Raw genomic sequence first — 17,461 nt, forward strand, 5'->3', positions numbered from 1 at the left:
CAGATATCCTTATCGACCGGTACGGAAAACGTCTTCGCACGCCTGCTGCAACGCGCTGTCTGCCTCGGTGTTACAGCTGCGTGTCCAGCCCTGGATGCCATCGGCGCTGCTCCACTGCGGCGTCATCACCACGCTTAAACCGTTAAGGCTCTCCTGGCCGGTGAGCGAGACCACGCCTTTGGCAACGCTGAGCGCGGCGACATAACGTGTTGTCGTCGGTGCGGGGATACCGTTGCTGCTGGCGTCGCAGTTATCGACGCCGCCGCGCTCCAGCGCGCAGAGCTCGACGGCGGTGCGATAGGGAACAAAAGTTTGCAGCATGTCCGTTAACGCTGCTTTACGCAGGTAGTTTTGATAGGCGGGAATGCCGATGGCGCTCAGAATGGCGACGATGCCAATCACCACCATCAGCTCAATGAGGGTAAATCCGTGTTGTCTGTTCATAGACGGCTCCTTATGCAGAGCCGTTACTGTGTCAGGGGGTGAAAAGCGGGGCGAGTGGCAAAAGAGCAGCCCGGAAAGTGGCTTCCGGCGTTTTTACCGCTGTTGCACAACAGACCAGTTTAGTTGCGAGATGAGCCGCAAAAAACGGGCCAGCGGCCCGTGAGAGTGGCCGCAGATCAGCGAAAACGCATCGACAGATCGAGGGCGCGAACGTGTTTGGTCAGCGCGCCAACAGAGATGTAATCGACACCGGTTTGCGCAAATTCGCGCAGCGTCTGCTCGGTAACGTTGCCCGAAACTTCGAGTTTTGCCTGGCCATTGGCCCGTTTGACTGCTTCGCGCATCTGCTCGGGCACGAAGTTATCCAGCATGATGATATCCGCTCCTGCCTTCAGCGCGTCGTCAAACTCTTCCAGTGTTTCGACTTCAACCTCAACCGGCACATCGGGGTGCAGCCAGAAGGCCTTCTCCACCGCGTTGCGCACTGAGCCTGCGGCGATAATGTGGTTCTCTTTGATCAAAAACGCATCGGAAAGCCCAAGACGATGGTTCGCACCGCCGCCGCACAGCACCGCATATTTCAGCGCCGTGCGCAGGCCGGGCAGGGTTTTGCGCGTATCAAGCAGCTGCGTTTTAGTGCCCTCCAGCAGGGCGACATAGTTGCGCACCGCGCTGGCGACGCCGGAGAGCGTCTGGACGAAGTTGAGCGCCGTACGTTCACCGGTGAGTAGCACACGCGAAGGGCCATCAAGTTCAAACAGCGGCTGATCGGCCTGCACCGTGTCGCCATCCGCAACGTGCCAGGTGAGCGTCACGTCGTCGCCCGCCAGCTGTATAAACACCTCTTCAACCCAGCGTTTACCGCAGAACACCCCCTCTTCACGGGTGATCACTACCGCATGGGAGCGATTTTCTGGCGGTAATAATTGCGCGGTAATGTCGTTATTCGCATCGACTTCTCCACCCAGATCTTCACGCAATGCCAGCGCGACGGCGGCAGGAATATCCAGTTCGATGCGTTTGAGCAACGTGTCACGGCGAAGGTCGGGATTGTAGCGGCGAGGCGGCATGATAGGCTCCAAAAAGTGTAACGAATCACAAAGTTAGCGTTTGGTTGTGCAGCTCCGGCATTATGGGAGGCGGCCTAAGCATGCTACTCTGAAGCGTGTTTCAGCACCATCCTCTATAAGGAGTTCCTTATGCAGTTACGCAAGGGTTGGCTGGTAGAGGCGCGGCATGTGCCCTCTCCGCATTATGATTGCCGCCCGGACGATGAGTCGCCATCACTGTTAGTGGTACATAATATTAGCCTGCCACCCGGCGAGTTTGGCGGCCCGTGGATTGACGCACTCTTTACCGGCACGCTGGATCCCAGCGCCGATCCCTATTTTGCCGGCATTGCTCATCTTCGCGTTTCTGCGCACTGTCTGATTCGCCGCGACGGAGAAATCGTGCAATATGTACCTTTCGATAAGCGCGCCTGGCATGCGGGCGTCTCCTCTTATCAGGGGCGCGAGCGCTGCAACGATTTCTCAATCGGTATTGAGCTTGAGGGAACGGACGATCTGGCGTATACCGACGCGCAGTACCGCCAACTGGCGGCGGTGACACGAACGGTGATTGAGCTTTACCCGGCGATTGCCGACAATATGACCGGACACAGCGATATCGCGCCTGAACGCAAGACCGACCCCGGCCCTGCGTTTGACTGGGCCAAATTTCGTGCCCTGGTCGCCGCGTTGTCAGAAAAGGAGAAGCCATGACGTTATTCACCATGCTGCTGGTGCTGGCAGCGGAGCGGCTGTTTAAACTGGGAGAGCACTGGCAACTGGATCACCGGCTGGAGGTGCTGTTCCGGCGCATCAAGCGCTATTCGATGCTGAGAACGCTGTTAATGACGGCGTTAGCCATGCTGGTGACCTTCCTGATTCTGCGCGCGCTGTTGGGGCTGTTTTTCAACGTCCCGCTGCTGGTGGTGTGGATCCTGATTGGCCTGCTGTGCATCGGCGCGGGCAAAGTGCGGTTGCACTACCATGCCTATCTGAAAGCGGCGGCGCGAAACGACAGCCGCGCCCATATGGCGATGGCCAGTGAGCTGACGCTGATTCACGGCGTGCCGCCCGGTTGCGACGAGCGCGAGTTCCTGCGCGAGTTGCAGAATGCGCTGCTGTGGATCAACTTCCGCTTCTATCTCGCGCCGCTGTTCTGGTTTGTGGTGGGTGGCCCCTGGGGGCCAGTATTGCTGGTCGGGTATGCCTTTTTGCGCGCCTGGCAGTATTGGCTGGCGCGCTTCCAGACGCCGACCGAGCGGCAGCAATCGGGCATCGACGCGATTTTACATCTGCTCGATTGGGTGCCGGTGCGCCTTGCGGGCGTGGTCTATGCGTTGATTGGTCATGGTGAGAAAGCACTGCCGGCCTGGTTTGCCTCGCTCGGTGATACCCACACCTCGCAATACCATGTGTTAACGCGGCTGGCACAGTTCTCGCTGGCGCGCGAGCCGCATCACGATAAGGTCGCCACGCCGAAAGCGGCGGTGTCGATGGCGAAGAAGACCTCGTTTGCCGTGGTCGTGGTGGTGGCGTTACTGACGATTTACGGCACGCTGATGTAACCGCGTGCCGCCGCTTTACTGATTATCCGCCGCCGGGATGCCGAAATCAGGCATCCCGTTTTCCTGCCAGCGAATCGTTTTCAGCCGCGTATGGCGGTTGGGATCGTAGAGCGGATCGCCCTCAATTTCGGTGTAGTTACGCGCGTGATACACCAGCACATCTTCCCCCTCCGGCGTCTGCGTAAAGCTGTTGTGTCCCGGTCCATACTGGCGATTTTCATAACTGGTTTTAAACACCGGCTCTGGCGATTTATGCCAGTTTTGTGGCGCAAGCGGGTTGGCGTCGAGATCGATCCACAGCAGCCCCATGCAGTAGTTCTCGTCCGTTGCGCTGGCGGAATAGCTGATAAAGAGCTTATCTTCGTGAAACAGCACCGCCGGGCCTTCGTTAACCAGAAAGCCGCGGCATTCCCACTCGAACTCCGGTTTGCTTAACATCACCGGCTCGCCTTTCAGCGTCCATGGGTTTTCCATCTCCGCCAGATAGAGATTGGAGTTGCCCGCAATATCCGGCGCTTTTTGCGCCCACAAATACCAGCGCTTGCCCTGATGCATAAAGGTGGTGGCATCCAGCGCAAAGGTGTCGAATGGCGTCTTAACCTGGCCTTTTTCAACCCACTCTCCGCTGAGCGGATCGGCGTCCGCGCACTCCAGCACAAACATGCGGTGCTGGAACATATTCAGCTTATCGAGCGCCTTTGTTCCGGCGGCGGCAAAGTACAAATACCATTTGCCCTCAATATGATGCAGTTCGGGTGCCCAGATAAGCTCGCTCATCGGCCCGCTTTGCGGTTTACGCCACACGACCACTCCTTCGGCGCTGCGCAGCCCGTCGAGCGTGGCGGCGCGGCGGATCTCGAGGCGGTCGTACTCCGGCACCGAGGCGACAAAGTAGTAGTGTTCCTGATGGCGCAAAATAAACGGGTCTGCGCGCTGTTCAATAAAGGGGTTCGGCCAGGTTTTCATTATGCATTCCTTACGTTTTTCGCCGCCGGTACGCGCTGGCTGTCGCTCAGTTCGTGGTAGTTAATGCGGCGTTTTTCCAGATCCGCCTGGATCTGTTTCATCAATTCACGGTCTACTTTCAACAGACGGACAACGCCTGCGGTGATGAGATAACCGACGCCCGGGATCACCGTAAACAGCAGCATAATGCCGTTGATAGCGCTGGCGCTCTGCTGTTTGGCACCGGCGTCGTAGCCATACCAGGAGAGCAGGAAACCAACCATCGCGCCCGCTACCGCCAGCCCGACTTTCAGGAAGAAGAGGTTGCCGGAAAAGCTGATGCCGGTGATACGTTTGCCGGTTTTCCACTCGCCGTAGTCATCGACATCGGCCATCAGCGACCAGTGCAGCGGGGAGGGGATCTGGTGCAGGATGTTGAGCAGGAAGTAGAGCACCGCAATCATCACCGTCGCGCGCGGGTCAAGGAAGTAGAAGCCGCAGGAGAAGATCGCCAGCGCGATATTGGTCCAGAAGAAGACTTTCAGTTTGCACCAGCGGTCGGTCAGCACTTTTGCCAGCATGCTACCGAACATCATGCCGACCACGCCGAGGCTGATAAACAGCGTGGCGAAGTGGGTGCTCTCCTGCATCACCCAGGTGACGTAGTACATGGTGGCGGCCATACGGATAAAGCCGGGGCAGACGTTGCACAGCGTCAGCAGCAGAATGCGCACCCATTGATCGTTCTTCCACACGTCGCGGAAATCTTTCTTCAGATCGTCATTGGTCGGCACCGCCGGGCGCACACGCTCGCGCACAGTAGCAAAGCAGTACAGGAACATACACATGCCGATAAATGCCAGCACCGTCATCGCCATCTGGTAGCCCTTGGCTTTATCTGCGCCGCCGAACCACTCCGCCATTGGCAGCAGCGTCAGCGACAGCAGCAGCGTCGCGATACCAACCATCACAAAGCGGTAAGACTGGCAGGCCACGCGCTCTTTCGGATCGTTGGTGATAACGCCACCCAGTGAGCAGTAGGGAATATTGATAGCGGTATAGGTGAGCGAGAGCAGGAAGTAGGTGACAAAGGCATAGATAACTTTGCTGCTGTAGGTCCACTCCGGCGTGGTAAACATCAGCACGCTAAAGACCGCGTAAGGCACCGCAATCCACAGTAGCCACGGGCGAAAACGGCCATATTTGCTTTGCGTGCGGTCGGCCAGCGCGCCCATTAACGGGTCGGTAATGGCATCAATAACGCGAATCGACAGCAGCAGCACGCCAACCAGCGCGGGAGCCAGACCGAAGATATCGGTGTAGAAATAGTTCACAAACAGCATGATGGCGCCAAAGATGATGTTGCATCCGGCGTCGCCCATGCCATAACCAATCTTCTCTTTAACAGACAGTTTAGTGGTGTCCATCGACGGGTCTCCCTCTGAGGTATGAGTTCGATTATTCGCCTGTAAATTTTTATTTGCGTAGCAGGATCACGCCGCAGAGATGGACAATATAGCTACGTAAAAGAAAGTGTGAGGAAGTTAACATTGGTTTAACAAACCCTCTCCCGGGCGGGAGAGGGGAGGGCAGAAGGGGATCAGTGTGCTTTTACCGCTTTTGCATTTTTCTGTCGTACCAGGTAACCGACGCCAAGAATGGCAATCCATACCGGGATGAGCCACACGGAGATCGCCATACCCGGCGTCATCACCATGATAACCAGCACTGCCGCCATAAAGATCAGGCAGATCCAGTTCCCCAGCGGGTAGAAGAGCGCCGGGAAGCGCGGTTTCACGCCCTGTTGCTGCTTCGCACGACGAAAACGCATGTGTGCGAGGCTAATCATCGCCCAGTTAATCACCAGCGCGGAGACCACCAGCGCCATCAGCAGCCCAAAGGCGGATTCCGGTGCGAGGTAGTTAATCAGCACGCAGAGCGCGGTGAAGAGCGCGGAGACGAGGATGGTGTTGACCGGCACGCCGCGCTTGTCGGTTTTTTGCAGCATCTTCGGCGCGTTGCCCTGTTTGGCCAGGCCAAACAGCATGCGGCTGTTGCAGTAAACGCAGCTGTTGTAGACCGACAGCGCCGCCGTCAGTACCACGATATTCAACGCATTGGCTACAAAGGAGTCGCCCAGTTCATGGAAGATCAGTACAAACGGGCTGGTGTCAGCCGTTACGCGGGTCCACGGCAGCAGGGAGAGCAGCACAGCCAGCGAGCCGATATAGAAAATCAGAATGCGGTAGATAACCTGGTTGGTCGCTTTGGGAATGCTCTGCTCCGGGTTATCCGCTTCCGCCGCGGTGATACCGACCAGCTCCAGCCCGCCGAAGGAGAACATGATGATCGCCATCATCATTACCAGGCCGCCGATGCCGTGCGGCAGGAAGCCGCCCTGTTCCCATAAGTTGCGAACCGTCGCCTGCGGGCCTGCGCTGTCGCTAAACAGCAGCCAGCCGCCGAAGAGGATCATCGCCACCACGGCCACCACTTTGATAATGGCAAACCAGAACTCCATCTCGCCGAACACTTTTACGTTGGTCAGGTTGATGGCGTTGATAACGACAAAGAAGACGGCAGCGGAAGCCCAGGTAGGAATTTCCGGCCACCAGAACTGGACATATTTACCGACCGCCGTCAGTTCGGCCATGGCGACCAGCACGTAGAGCACCCAGTAGTTCCAGCCGGAGGCGAAGCCGGCAAAACTGCCCCAGTATTTGTAAGCGAAATGACTGAAGGAGCCGGCAACCGGCTCTTCGACCACCATCTCACCGAGCTGGCGCATAATCAGAAACGCGATAAAACCGGCAATGGCGTAGCCGAGAATAATGCCGGGACCGGCCGACTGGATGACTGACGCGCTGCCCAGAAACAGCCCAGTCCCAATAGCACCGCCCAGCGCGATAAGCTGTATATGGCGGTTCTTAAGGCCGCGCTTTAGCTGATCGCCGTGCTGTTGACCTTCCATTATGAAACCTCGTGTGTGGTTATTATGTTTACGCTATGTTTAAGCGTGTAATGAATAAGTTCCATTTATATGTATTTTTTGCTTTACGAAGCGGCAGGATGATTTTGACTTGAGACCTTTCGCATGCCAAAGAATAGTGGTAAGCGAACGGGAATGCATCTGCTTTATGACGCGTCTATGACGAGCTGACGAAAAAAAGAACGCCCGCAAATAACCCTCTTACCCCCTCATACCAAAACACCCCTCTTTTTATTCATCAGAAGTGAATAAAAAATCATCTATAAACCGACTGAATCGGTTCACATCCAGTAATTTGCGTTTCGGGAAAGTTAAAACTCACTCTTAAGGGGTAAACGAGTCATTTGCGTAAGGTTACATCTTTGAAACGCCATTTCTCTTTGCTTGTTAAAATGTGCGTGGTTTCCTGATTTCAATCAAAACCTGTATGGACAGAAGGTGAATACTTTGTTACTTTAGCGTCAACAATATGAAATTGGTAAGACCAATTTACTCCGGGCGAGTGGCAGAGACAGGGAACAATGGCCTACAGCAAAATCCGCCAACCTAAACTTTCCGATGTGATTGAGCAGCAACTGGAGTTTTTGATTCTCGAGGGCACACTCCGTCCCGGTGAAAAACTTCCTCCAGAGCGCGAACTGGCCAAACAGTTCGACGTTTCTCGTCCTTCACTGCGCGAGGCCATCCAGCGTCTCGAAGCGAAAGGCCTGCTCCTACGTCGCCAGGGTGGCGGGACCTTTGTCCAAAGCAGTCTGTGGCAGAGCTTCAGCGATCCGCTGGTCGAGCTTCTGACCGATCATCCCGAATCCCAATTTGATCTTCTCGAAACGCGCCATGCACTGGAAGGCATTGCTGCTTATTACGCGGCGCTTCGCAGCACCGACGAAGACAAAGTGCGGATTGGCGAGCTGCATCGCGCCATTGAGCTGGCTCAACAGTCGGGCGATCTGGACGCAGAGTCCAGCGCGGTCGTGCAGTATCAAATCGCCGTAACGGAAGCGGCACATAATGTAGTCCTGCTTCATCTGCTACGCTGCATGGAGCCAATGCTGGCGCAGAACGTTCGTCAAAACTTCGAACTGCTCTACGCCCGCCGCGAGATGCTACCGCTGGTCAGCAACCATCGCGCGAGTATCTTCGCCGCGATCATGGCTGGCAAACCGGAAGAGGCGCGTGAAGCGTCGCACCGCCATCTGGCGTTTATCGAAGAGATTTTGCTGGATCGCAGCCGTGAACAGAGTCGTCGTGAACGCTCTCTGCGTCGGCTGGAGCAGCGCAAGAATTAGAATTTTCTGGCGCAAATTGTGCCGGAAGAGTTGTAACAACAGCGCCAATTTTTAGAGCGCGGCAACTAAACGCAGAACCTGTCTTATTGCATTTTTACGAACCTTTACAGGCCGTCAGAGTGCAATGGGACAGGTTCCAGACAATCAACGATTAGATAGATAAGGAATACCCCCCATGTCAGAACGTTTACAAAATGACGTGGATCCGATCGAAACTCGCGACTGGCTACAGGCGATCGAATCGGTCATCCGTGAAGAAGGTGTTGAGCGTGCTCAGTATCTGATTGACCAGCTCCTTTCTGAAGCCCGCAAAGGCGGTGTGAAAGTGGCAGCTGGCACAGGGGCGAGCAACTACGTAAACACTATTGCCGTTGAAGATGAACCGGAATACCCGGGCAATCTGGAACTGGAACGCCGTATTCGTTCAGCTATCCGCTGGAACGCAATCATGACGGTTCTGCGTGCGTCTAAAAAAGACCTCGAGCTGGGCGGTCACATGGCCTCCTTCCAGTCTTCCGCAACCATTTACGAAGTCTGCTTCAACCATTTCTTCCGCGCTCGTAACGAGAAAGACGGCGGCGATCTGGTGTACTTCCAGGGCCACATCTCTCCGGGCGTGTACGCACGTGCATTTGTTGAAGGTCGTCTGACTGAAGAGCAGATGAACAACTTCCGTCAGGAAGTTCACGGTAAAGGCCTCTCTTCTTATCCGCACCCGAAACTGATGCCGGAATTCTGGCAGTTCCCGACCGTTTCCATGGGTCTGGGCCCGATTGGTGCGATCTATCAGGCGAAGTTCCTGAAATATCTGGAACACCGTGGTCTGAAAGATACCTCTGAACAGACCGTTTACGCCTTCCTCGGCGATGGCGAGATGGATGAGCCGGAATCCAAAGGTGCGATCACTATCGCGACCCGTGAGAAACTGGACAACCTCTGCTTCATCATCAACTGTAACCTGCAGCGTCTTGATGGCCCGGTCACCGGTAACGGCAAAATCATCAACGAACTGGAAGGCATCTTCGCAGGTGCTGGCTGGAACGTGATCAAGGTGATGTGGGGTTCTCGTTGGGACGAACTGCTGCGTAAAGACACCAGCGGTAAACTGATCCAGCTGATGAACGAAACCGTTGACGGCGACTACCAGACCTTCAAATCGAAAGATGGTGCGTACGTTCGCGAGCACTTCTTCGGTAAATACCCGGAAACCGCCGCACTGGTTGCAGACTGGAGCGACGAGCAGATCTGGGCACTGAACCGTGGTGGTCACGATCCGAAGAAAATCTACGCTGCACTGAAAAAAGCGCAAGAAACCAAAGGCAAAGCAACTGTCATCCTGGCCCACACCGTTAAAGGTTATGGCATGGGCGACACCGCCGAAGGTAAAAACATCGCCCACCAGGTGAAGAAAATGAACATGGACGGCGTGCGTTATATCCGCGACCGCTTCAATGTTCCGGTGACCGATGAGCAAGTTGAAAAACTCTCTTACCTCACCTTCGCTGAAGGCTCTGAAGAGCACAAATACCTGCACGAACGTCGCCAGGCGCTGAAAGGCTACCTGCCGTCACGTCAGCCGAACTTCACCGAAAAACTGGATCTGCCTGCGCTGGAAGACTTCTCTCAGCTGCTGGAAGAGCAGAACAAAGAGATCTCCACCACCATCGCCTTCGTTCGTGCCCTGAACGTGATGCTGAAGAACAAGTCGATCAAAGATCGCCTGGTTCCGATCATCGCCGATGAAGCGCGTACCTTCGGTATGGAAGGTCTGTTCCGTCAGATTGGTATTTACAGCCCGAACGGCCAGCAGTACACCCCGCAGGACCGTGAGCAGGTTGCTTACTACAAAGAAGACGAGAAAGGCCAGATCCTGCAGGAAGGTATCAACGAACTGGGTGCTGGCGCATCCTGGCTGGCGGCTGCGACCTCTTACAGCACCAACAACCTGCCGATGATTCCGTTCTACATCTACTACTCGATGTTCGGTTTCCAGCGTATCGGTGACCTGTGCTGGCAGGCCGGCGACCAGCAGGCTCGCGGCTTCCTGGTAGGTGGTACTTCTGGTCGTACGACGCTGAACGGTGAAGGTCTGCAGCACGAAGATGGTCACAGCCACATTCAGTCGCTGACTATCCCGAACTGTATCTCTTACGATCCGTCTTACGCTTACGAAGTTGCGGTCATCATGCATGACGGTCTGCAGCGCATGTACGGCGAGAAACAAGAGAACGTTTACTACTACATCACCACGCTGAACGAAAACTACCACATGCCGGCAATGCCGGAAGGCGCCGAGGAAGGTATCCGTAAAGGTATCTACAAACTCGAAACCGTTGCGGGTAACAAAGGTAAAGTTCAGCTGCTGGGCTCCGGTTCTATCCTGCGTCACGTTCGTGAAGCAGCGCAGATCCTGGCTAACGACTACGGCGTAGGTTCTGACGTTTATAGCGTCACCTCCTTCACTGAACTGGCGCGTGATGGCCAGGATTGTGAACGCTGGAACATGCTGCACCCGCTGGAAACTCCGCGCGTTCCGTACATCGCTCAGGTGATGAACGACGCTCCGGCTGTAGCATCTACTGACTATATGAAACTGTTCGCCGAACAGGTTCGTACTTATGTACCGGCTGATGATTACCGCGTACTGGGTACCGATGGCTTCGGTCGTTCCGACAGCCGTGAAAACCTGCGTCACCACTTCGAAGTTGATGCTTCTTACGTGGTGGTAGCAGCCCTGGGCGAACTGGCTAAACGTGGCGAAATCGACAAGAAAGTGGTGGCAGAAGCGATCACCAAATTCAACATCGATGCAGATAAAGTTAACCCGCGTCTGGCGTAAGAGGTAAAGAGACAATGGCTATCGAAATCAACGTACCGGACATCGGGTCTGATGAAGTAGAAATCACCGAGATTCTGGTCAAAGTGGGCGACAAAGTTGAAGCTGAACAGTCGCTGATCACCGTAGAGGGCGACAAAGCCTCTATGGAAGTTCCGTCTCCGCAGGCTGGCGTCGTGAAAGAGATCAAAGTCTCTGTCGGCGACAAAACCGAGACCGGTAAACTGATCATGATTTTCGATTCCGCCGACGGTGCAGCTGACGCTGCACCTGCTCAGGCAGAAGAGAAGAAAGAAGCCGCGCCGGCAGCAGCTGCTCCGGCCGCTGCAAGCGCAAAAGACGTTCACGTGCCGGATATCGGCGGTGATGAAGTCGAAGTGACCGAAATTCTGGTGAAAGTGGGCGACAGCGTGACCGCTGAGCAGTCCCTGATCACCGTGGAAGGCGACAAAGCCTCCATGGAAGTTCCGGCGCCGTTCGCTGGCACCGTGAAAGAGATCAAAGTCAACACTGGCGATAAAGTCTCCACCGGTTCTCTGATTATGGTCTTCGAAGTGGCAGGTGCTGCACCGGCTGCTGACGCGAAACCGCAGGTCAAAGAAGAAGCGGCTTCTGCTCCGGCAGCGGCTGCGGGCGCGAAAGACGTTAACGTACCGGATATCGGCGGTGACGAAGTTGAAGTGACCGAAGTGATGGTCAAAGTCGGCGATAAAGTCTCTGCTGAACAGTCTCTGATCACCGTTGAAGGCGATAAAGCCTCGATGGAAGTCCCGGCACCGTTCGCGGGCGTGGTAAAAGAGCTGAAAGTGAACGTGGGCGACAAAGTCTCCACCGGCTCGCTGATCATGGTCTTCGAAGTGGAAGGCGCTGCGCCTGCCGCTGCTCCGGCAGCGAAACAGGAAGCGGCTCCGGCACCGGCTGCAAAAGCTGAGAAACCGGCTGCTGCGGCTCCGGCTAAAGCAGAAGGCAAATCTGACTTCGCAGAGAACGACGCTTACGTCCATGCGACTCCGCTGATCCGCCGCCTGGCGCGCGAATTCGGCGTCAACCTGTCGAAAGTGAAGGGCTCCGGTCGTAAAGGCCGCATCCTGCGCGAAGACGTTCAGGCTTACGTGAAAGACGCGGTGAAACGCGCGGAATCCGCACCTGCTGCCGCTACCGGCGGTGGTCTGCCAGGCATGCTGCCGTGGCCGAAAGTGGACTTCAGCAAGTTCGGCGAAATCGAAGAAGTGGAACTGGGCCGTATCCAGAAAATCTCTGGTGCTAACCTGAGCCGTAACTGGGTGATGATCCCGCACGTTACCCACTTCGACAAAACCGATATCACCGATCTGGAAGCGTTCCGTAAACAGCAGAACGCCGAAGCCGAGAAACGTAAACTGGACGTGAAATTCACCCCAGTGGTCTTCATCATGAAAGCCGTTGCTGCGGCCCTTGAGCAGATGCCACGTTTCAACAGCTCGCTGTCCGAAGATGGTCAGCGTCTGACGCTGAAAAAATACATCAACATCGGTGTCGCGGTTGATACCCCGAATGGCCTGGTGGTTCCGGTCTTTAAAGACGTGAACAAGAAGAGCGTGACCGAGCTGTCCCGCGAACTGACCGTGATCTCCAAGAAAGCGCGTGATGGTAAACTGACTGCCGGCGAAATGCAGGGCGGCTGTTTCACCATCTCCAGCATCGGCGGCCTGGGTACTACCCACTTCGCGCCGATTGTGAACGCGCCGGAAGTGGCTATCCTGGGCGTCTCCAAGTCCGCGATGGAGCCAGTGTGGAACGGTAAAGAGTTCGTTCCGCGTCTGATGATGCCGATTTCACTCTCCTTCGACCACCGTGTGATTGACGGTGCTGATGGGGCGCGCTTTATCACCATCATCAATAACATGCTGTCCGACATTCGCCGTCTGGTGATGTAATCGAAAAGCCGGCCTGACGGCCGGCTTTTTTCTGCTAATCTCATAGCGCTTTTGGGGTTATCAGAGGCAAAGGACAATTCGTTAGCCGTTTGTTGTTTCAAAAATGTTAACAATTTTGTAAACTGCGGGCGGATAGAACGTCCCGGTGGATGAAGGGCGACATGAAGTACCCCTGACCGCCGGAAATCAATATGAGGTCATGATGAGTACTGAAATCAAAACTCAGGTCGTCGTACTTGGGGCAGGCCCGGCAGGTTACTCTGCTGCCTTCCGTTGCGCTGATTTAGGTCTGGAAACCGTCATCGTTGAACGCTACAACACCCTCGGCGGTGTTTGTCTGAATGTAGGTTGTATCCCTTCTAAAGCGCTGCTGCACGTCGCGAAAGTGATTGAAGAAGCTAAAGCGCTGGCCGAGCACGGCATCGTCTTCGGCGAACCGCAGACCGACATCGACAAAATCCGCACCTGGAAAGACAAAGTGATTAACCAGCTGACCGGCGGCCTCGCAGGTATGGCAAAAGGCCGTAAGGTCAAAGTGGTTAACGGTCTGGGTAAATTTACCGGGGCGAACACCCTGGAAGTGGAAGGCGAAAACGGCAAAACCGTAATCAACTTCGACAACGCCATCATCGCGGCGGGTTCCCGTCCGATTGAACTGCCGTTCATTCCGCATGAAGATCCGCGCGTGTGGGACTCCACCGGCGCGCTTGAGCTGAAATCCGTACCGAAGCGTATGCTGGTTATGGGTGGCGGCATCATCGGTCTGGAAATGGGCACCGTATACCATGCGCTGGGTTCAGAGATTGACGTGGTTGAGATGTTCGACCAGGTGATCCCGGCTGCAGACAAAGACGTAGTCAAAGTCTTCACCAAACGCATCAGCAAGAAGTTCAACCTGATGCTGGAAACCAAAGTGACCGCCGTTGAAGCAAAAGAAGACGGTATCTACGTTACGATGGAAGGCAAAAAAGCGCCGGCTGAACCGCAGCGTTACGACGCCGTGCTGGTCGCCATCGGCCGTGTGCCGAACGGTAAAAACCTCGACGCCGGTAAAGCGGGCGTGGAAGTGGACGACCGTGGCTTTATCCGCGTCGACAAACAGCTGCGCACCAATGTGCCGCACATCTTCGCTATCGGCGATATCGTCGGTCAGCCGATGCTGGCGCACAAAGGCGTGCATGAAGGCCACGTTGCCGCAGAAGTTATCGCCGGTAAGAAACACTACTTCGATCCGAAAGTGATCCCGTCTATCGCCTATACCGAGCCAGAAGTGGCATGGGTAGGTCTGACCGAGAAAGAAGCGAAAGAGAAAGGCATCAGCTACGAAACCGCCACCTTCCCGTGGGCAGCTTCTGGCCGTGCTATCGCTTCCGATTGCGCAGACGGTATGACCAAACTGATTTTCGACAAAGAGACGCACCGTATTATTGGTGGCGCGGTTGTCGGCACCAACGGCGGCGAGCTGCTGGGTGAAATCGGTCTGGCGATCGAAATGGGCTGTGATGCAGAAGATATCGCGCTGACCATCCACGCGCACCCGACGCTGCACGAATCTGTTGGCCTGGCCGCAGAAGTGTTCGAAGGTAGCATCACTGACCTGCCGAACCCGAAAGCGAAGAAGAAATAAGCCTCTTCACGCCGCGTGTGCGTTCGACAATAAAGCAGCCTATATGGCTGCTTTTTTTATTCCTGCCGCAGAACCACCACATTTAGTAGGTAATTAGCCCTCAACCAATTGATAACGAAGCCGATAACTCACTTAAGAATAGTATTGGCACGCTCGCCTCAGGCGGGTGGCCTGGCGTCGTCATGACATGGACTTTGTCACTTATCCGCGTTTCATCGCTCCCGTCCTGCCTTTGCCGCATTTGTTGTTCTTCTGGTGTTCGAAATATAAAGGAATCGTTAATGTCTATTAAAAAACTCGCTGTTGTTGGTATGGTTCTGGCAGCGTTTACCCTCTCCGGCTGTGGCGCGATGACGACGGCTATCAAAAAACGCAATCTGGATGTAAAAACCCAGATGAGCCAGACCATCTGGCTGGAGCCGGCTTCTGAGAAAACTGTGTTTATTCAGGTGAAAAACACCTCTGATAAAGACATGAGTAATTTGCAGACCCTGCTGGCGAAAGAGCTGAGCGATAAAGGCTACAAAGTGACTTCCTCTCCGGATACGGCCTATTACTGGATCCAGGCGAACGTGCTGAAAGCGGACAAAATGGATCTGCGTGAAACGCAGGGCTACCTGAAAAGTGGTTACGAAGGCGCGGCGATTGGTGCCGGTCTGGGTGCCGGTATCACCGCCTATAACAGCAACTCCTCCGGCGCCGCGCTGGGCGTGGGTCTGGCGGCTGGCCTGATTGGCCTCGCAGCAGACGCGATGGTGGAAGATGTGAACTTCACTATGATCACCGACCTGCAGATCTCCGAGCGCAGCAAAGCGAAAGTGACCACTGATAATATCGCCGCCCTGCGTCAGGGCACCTCCGGTATCAAGCTGCAGACCAGCACCGAAGAGGGTAACCGTGCGAAATACCAGACCCGCGTGGTCTCTAACGCCAACAAAGTAAACCTGAAATTCGAAGAGGCGAAACCGGCCCTCGAAGCGCAGCTGGCAAAATCTGTCGCCAACATTATGTAAGTTGATTGCTGGCAGCTAAAAAAGCGGGCTCAGGCAACTGGCCCGCTTTTTTTATACGTAAAAGTGACGGGGGCCTGCTTTTCGGTCAAAAGCGATAAACCTTCGCCGCACGTTGCCGATGTTACTTATTTACTATTTCGGTGAGAGGGAGTTTCATCGCCATGATTAACGGCCTTAACCTTACTGCGCTACTGCCATCAGCCGCGCGGGTCAGTACCTCTGCGCGGGTCGGCACTGCCGCGCCCGCATCTGTAAACAAAACATCCCCCGCGGATGACGCCTCGACAAAAGTGATGTTCGGCAGCCAGACGCCGGAGATCGCGGCCGTCTATTCGCTGATACCTAAGAAAGTGAACCCGGCGATTGCCGAACAGCAGCATAGCCAGATTCAGGGGCTGATGGGGCTGGCCTCCGGCGGCACCTCCGTCTCCGCGTTTGCCACGCTTGGCAGCACGCTGCTGAGTAATCTGAATGATAACCGTGGTGATGTGGTGCAGACGCTGCGCGGTGCGGATATGGGCATTGCCCGCGCGCCTTATGATTCAGCTATCACCATGGATATCGTCACTCAGTCCGGCACCAAAGTGCAGCTGGTGATGAGCCAGCAGGATGATGGCATGACCGTTCAGCTGAAAACCGATGGCGAAGCGCTCAATGACGACGAAGCAGCCGCCATTGCCGGCCTCGGTAAAGCGCTGGGAGAGACCCTGAGCGGCCTCGGCAAGCAGCAACCGCAGTTGGACATCAGCGGCTTAACCCAGTTTGATACGCGCTTGCTGAAATCGGTGGATCTGAAAACCGACCTGCGTAACGACGACAAGTCGTTACAGTCGCTCAATTTCCATGCGGATAACAAAACGCGCTCCACGGCTTATGAAGATGGCGACTTCTCGCTGAAAATGAGCAGCGACATGGCGCACCCCGCCTTTGCCGGCAACGCCGCGCAGCAGCAAATCGCCTTAAGCGCGTGGGACAGTAAATTCGATAAAGCGCGCACTGCCGGGCAGGGAAATTATGATCAGATGGCGGCGCTGAAGGCGGTCTTCCGGGCGCTTAACAGCAATACCAGCGCCGAAACAATGCCTGTCGTGGCGACCAATGCGATTCGCATCGGTGATAACGGCGCGTCACAGCTCAGCGGGCTGAATGATTTTTCACTCTCGCTGACGCAGACGGAGAAGTCGGTGAATCCCGCGAAGCTGCAGGAGAAAGACCGCTTTGCCTACACCGCCTCGCAGTCAACGGAAGCCAACGCCCACAGCGACAGCTCTAAGAGCGTGAAGCAGACGACGCGTAGCAACCTGAGCGCTGCATGGCACCAGGCGATCGATCCGTCGATTCCGCTGGCATTGGGCACGCAGAAATCCTCACAAAGTTACTACTACCATGTGGTCGAAAACAGCGAGGAGAACAGCACCACGCTCAACTACAATGGACGCGGTCAACTGGCCAACGTTGCGCACCATCAGCAGGTAGATAACCGTGAAACGGTGAAAAAGTACCTGCTGGGCAAACTGGTTGATGAGAGCCTGAACCCGGAGAAATACAGCCGTAGCTGGGGGCTGGATATTCTCGGCAAGCTTTAACATTGTCTTAACGTAACGGCTCTGCGGAGCCGTTTGTTTTCTCGGCGGTTCGAGGATTATTTTTCGCTAAACCCCTCTGCCGTCTGCTTTATGCCATCTGTAACGATTCAGCCGGGATTTAATGTTGCTTTTTTGTAAACAGATTAACACCCCCTGAAATTCCTGCTATGCTGCCCGGCGCGGTTCGCGGATTTACCCTACAAAC

At 55.4% G+C, this 17,461-nt stretch carries 13 protein-coding genes; 8 read left to right on the forward strand and 5 right to left on the reverse strand.

The annotated features are described in order from the left end of the window. Nucleotides 1-9: 9 nt before the first annotated feature. Nucleotides 10-444: a prepilin peptidase-dependent pilin gene (gene ppdD, locus SOM48_RS09270; RefSeq protein ID WP_289744285.1), complete on the reverse strand. Its 435-nt coding sequence runs from the start codon at nucleotides 442-444 to the stop codon at nucleotides 10-12. A 176-nt stretch (nucleotides 445-620) separates the two neighbouring features. Continuing rightward, nucleotides 621-1,514, reverse strand: coding sequence for a carboxylating nicotinate-nucleotide diphosphorylase (gene nadC / locus SOM48_RS09275; RefSeq protein WP_320511833.1), 894 nt, complete (start codon nucleotides 1,512-1,514; stop codon nucleotides 621-623). A 129-nt stretch (nucleotides 1,515-1,643) separates the two neighbouring features. Between nadC and ampD the strand changes: the two genes are divergently transcribed. Together ampD and ampE are read left to right on the forward strand one after the other, a co-directional pair. Next, nucleotides 1,644-2,207 carry a 1,6-anhydro-N-acetylmuramyl-L-alanine amidase AmpD gene (gene ampD / locus SOM48_RS09280; RefSeq protein WP_042713107.1) on the forward strand — a complete coding sequence of 188 codons (564 nt, stop codon included), beginning with the start codon at nucleotides 1,644-1,646 and terminating at the stop codon, nucleotides 2,205-2,207. Next, the gene (ampE, locus tag SOM48_RS09285) at nucleotides 2,204-3,058 is read left to right on the forward strand and encodes a beta-lactamase regulator AmpE (protein ID WP_128483633.1); all 855 of its coding nucleotides are present in this window, start codon (nucleotides 2,204-2,206) and stop codon (nucleotides 3,056-3,058) included. Before ampD ends, ampE begins: the two co-directional genes overlap by 4 nt. Nucleotides 3,059-3,073: 15 nt before the next feature. Here ampE and SOM48_RS09290 read toward each other — a convergent pair whose 3' ends face one another. From SOM48_RS09290 to aroP, 3 genes are all read right to left on the reverse strand, one after another. Beyond that, on the reverse strand, nucleotides 3,074-4,024 hold the full coding sequence (locus SOM48_RS09290; protein WP_320511834.1) for a glycoside hydrolase family 43 protein: 951 nt from the start codon (nucleotides 4,022-4,024) through the stop codon (nucleotides 3,074-3,076). Then, the gene (locus SOM48_RS09295) at nucleotides 4,024-5,430 is read right to left on the reverse strand and encodes a glycoside-pentoside-hexuronide (GPH):cation symporter (protein WP_094419368.1); all 1,407 of its coding nucleotides are present in this window, start codon (nucleotides 5,428-5,430) and stop codon (nucleotides 4,024-4,026) included. Before SOM48_RS09295 ends, SOM48_RS09290 begins: the two co-directional genes overlap by 1 nt. 173 nt (nucleotides 5,431-5,603) lie before the next feature. Continuing rightward, nucleotides 5,604-6,974, reverse strand: a complete 1,371-nt coding sequence (gene aroP, locus SOM48_RS09300; protein ID WP_076768886.1) for an aromatic amino acid transporter AroP — start codon at nucleotides 6,972-6,974, stop codon at nucleotides 5,604-5,606. 539 nt (nucleotides 6,975-7,513) lie between these two features. Here aroP and pdhR point away from each other — a divergent pair. The 6 genes from pdhR to SOM48_RS09330 all read left to right on the forward strand — a co-directional run bounded on the left by pdhR (nucleotide 7,514) and on the right by SOM48_RS09330 (nucleotide 17,256). Further along, complete coding sequence (gene pdhR / locus SOM48_RS09305; RefSeq protein ID WP_023480248.1) at nucleotides 7,514-8,278, forward strand: pyruvate dehydrogenase complex transcriptional repressor PdhR; 765 nt, start codon at nucleotides 7,514-7,516, stop codon at nucleotides 8,276-8,278. A 175-nt stretch (nucleotides 8,279-8,453) separates the two neighbouring features. Next, nucleotides 8,454-11,117: a pyruvate dehydrogenase (acetyl-transferring), homodimeric type gene (gene aceE / locus SOM48_RS09310; protein WP_023480311.1), complete on the forward strand. Its 2,664-nt coding sequence runs from the start codon at nucleotides 8,454-8,456 to the stop codon at nucleotides 11,115-11,117. A 14-nt stretch (nucleotides 11,118-11,131) separates the two neighbouring features. After that, complete coding sequence (aceF, locus tag SOM48_RS09315; protein ID WP_054802810.1) at nucleotides 11,132-13,030, forward strand: pyruvate dehydrogenase complex dihydrolipoyllysine-residue acetyltransferase; 1,899 nt, start codon at nucleotides 11,132-11,134, stop codon at nucleotides 13,028-13,030. 202 nt (nucleotides 13,031-13,232) lie between these two features. Continuing rightward, complete coding sequence (gene lpdA, locus SOM48_RS09320) at nucleotides 13,233-14,657, forward strand: dihydrolipoyl dehydrogenase (RefSeq protein WP_042711868.1); 1,425 nt, start codon at nucleotides 13,233-13,235, stop codon at nucleotides 14,655-14,657. 281 nt (nucleotides 14,658-14,938) lie between these two features. Then, the gene (traT, locus tag SOM48_RS09325; RefSeq protein ID WP_023480291.1) at nucleotides 14,939-15,670 is read left to right on the forward strand and encodes a conjugal transfer complement resistance protein TraT; all 732 of its coding nucleotides are present in this window, start codon (nucleotides 14,939-14,941) and stop codon (nucleotides 15,668-15,670) included. A 161-nt stretch (nucleotides 15,671-15,831) separates the two neighbouring features. After that, nucleotides 15,832-17,256, forward strand: coding sequence for a hypothetical protein (locus SOM48_RS09330; protein ID WP_320511835.1), 1,425 nt, complete (start codon nucleotides 15,832-15,834; stop codon nucleotides 17,254-17,256). The last annotated feature ends 205 nt before the right edge of the window (nucleotides 17,257-17,461 follow it).

The organism is Kosakonia sp. CFBP8986, assembly GCF_034044935.1.
Lineage (GTDB): Bacteria > Pseudomonadota > Gammaproteobacteria > Enterobacterales > Enterobacteriaceae > Kosakonia > Kosakonia cowanii.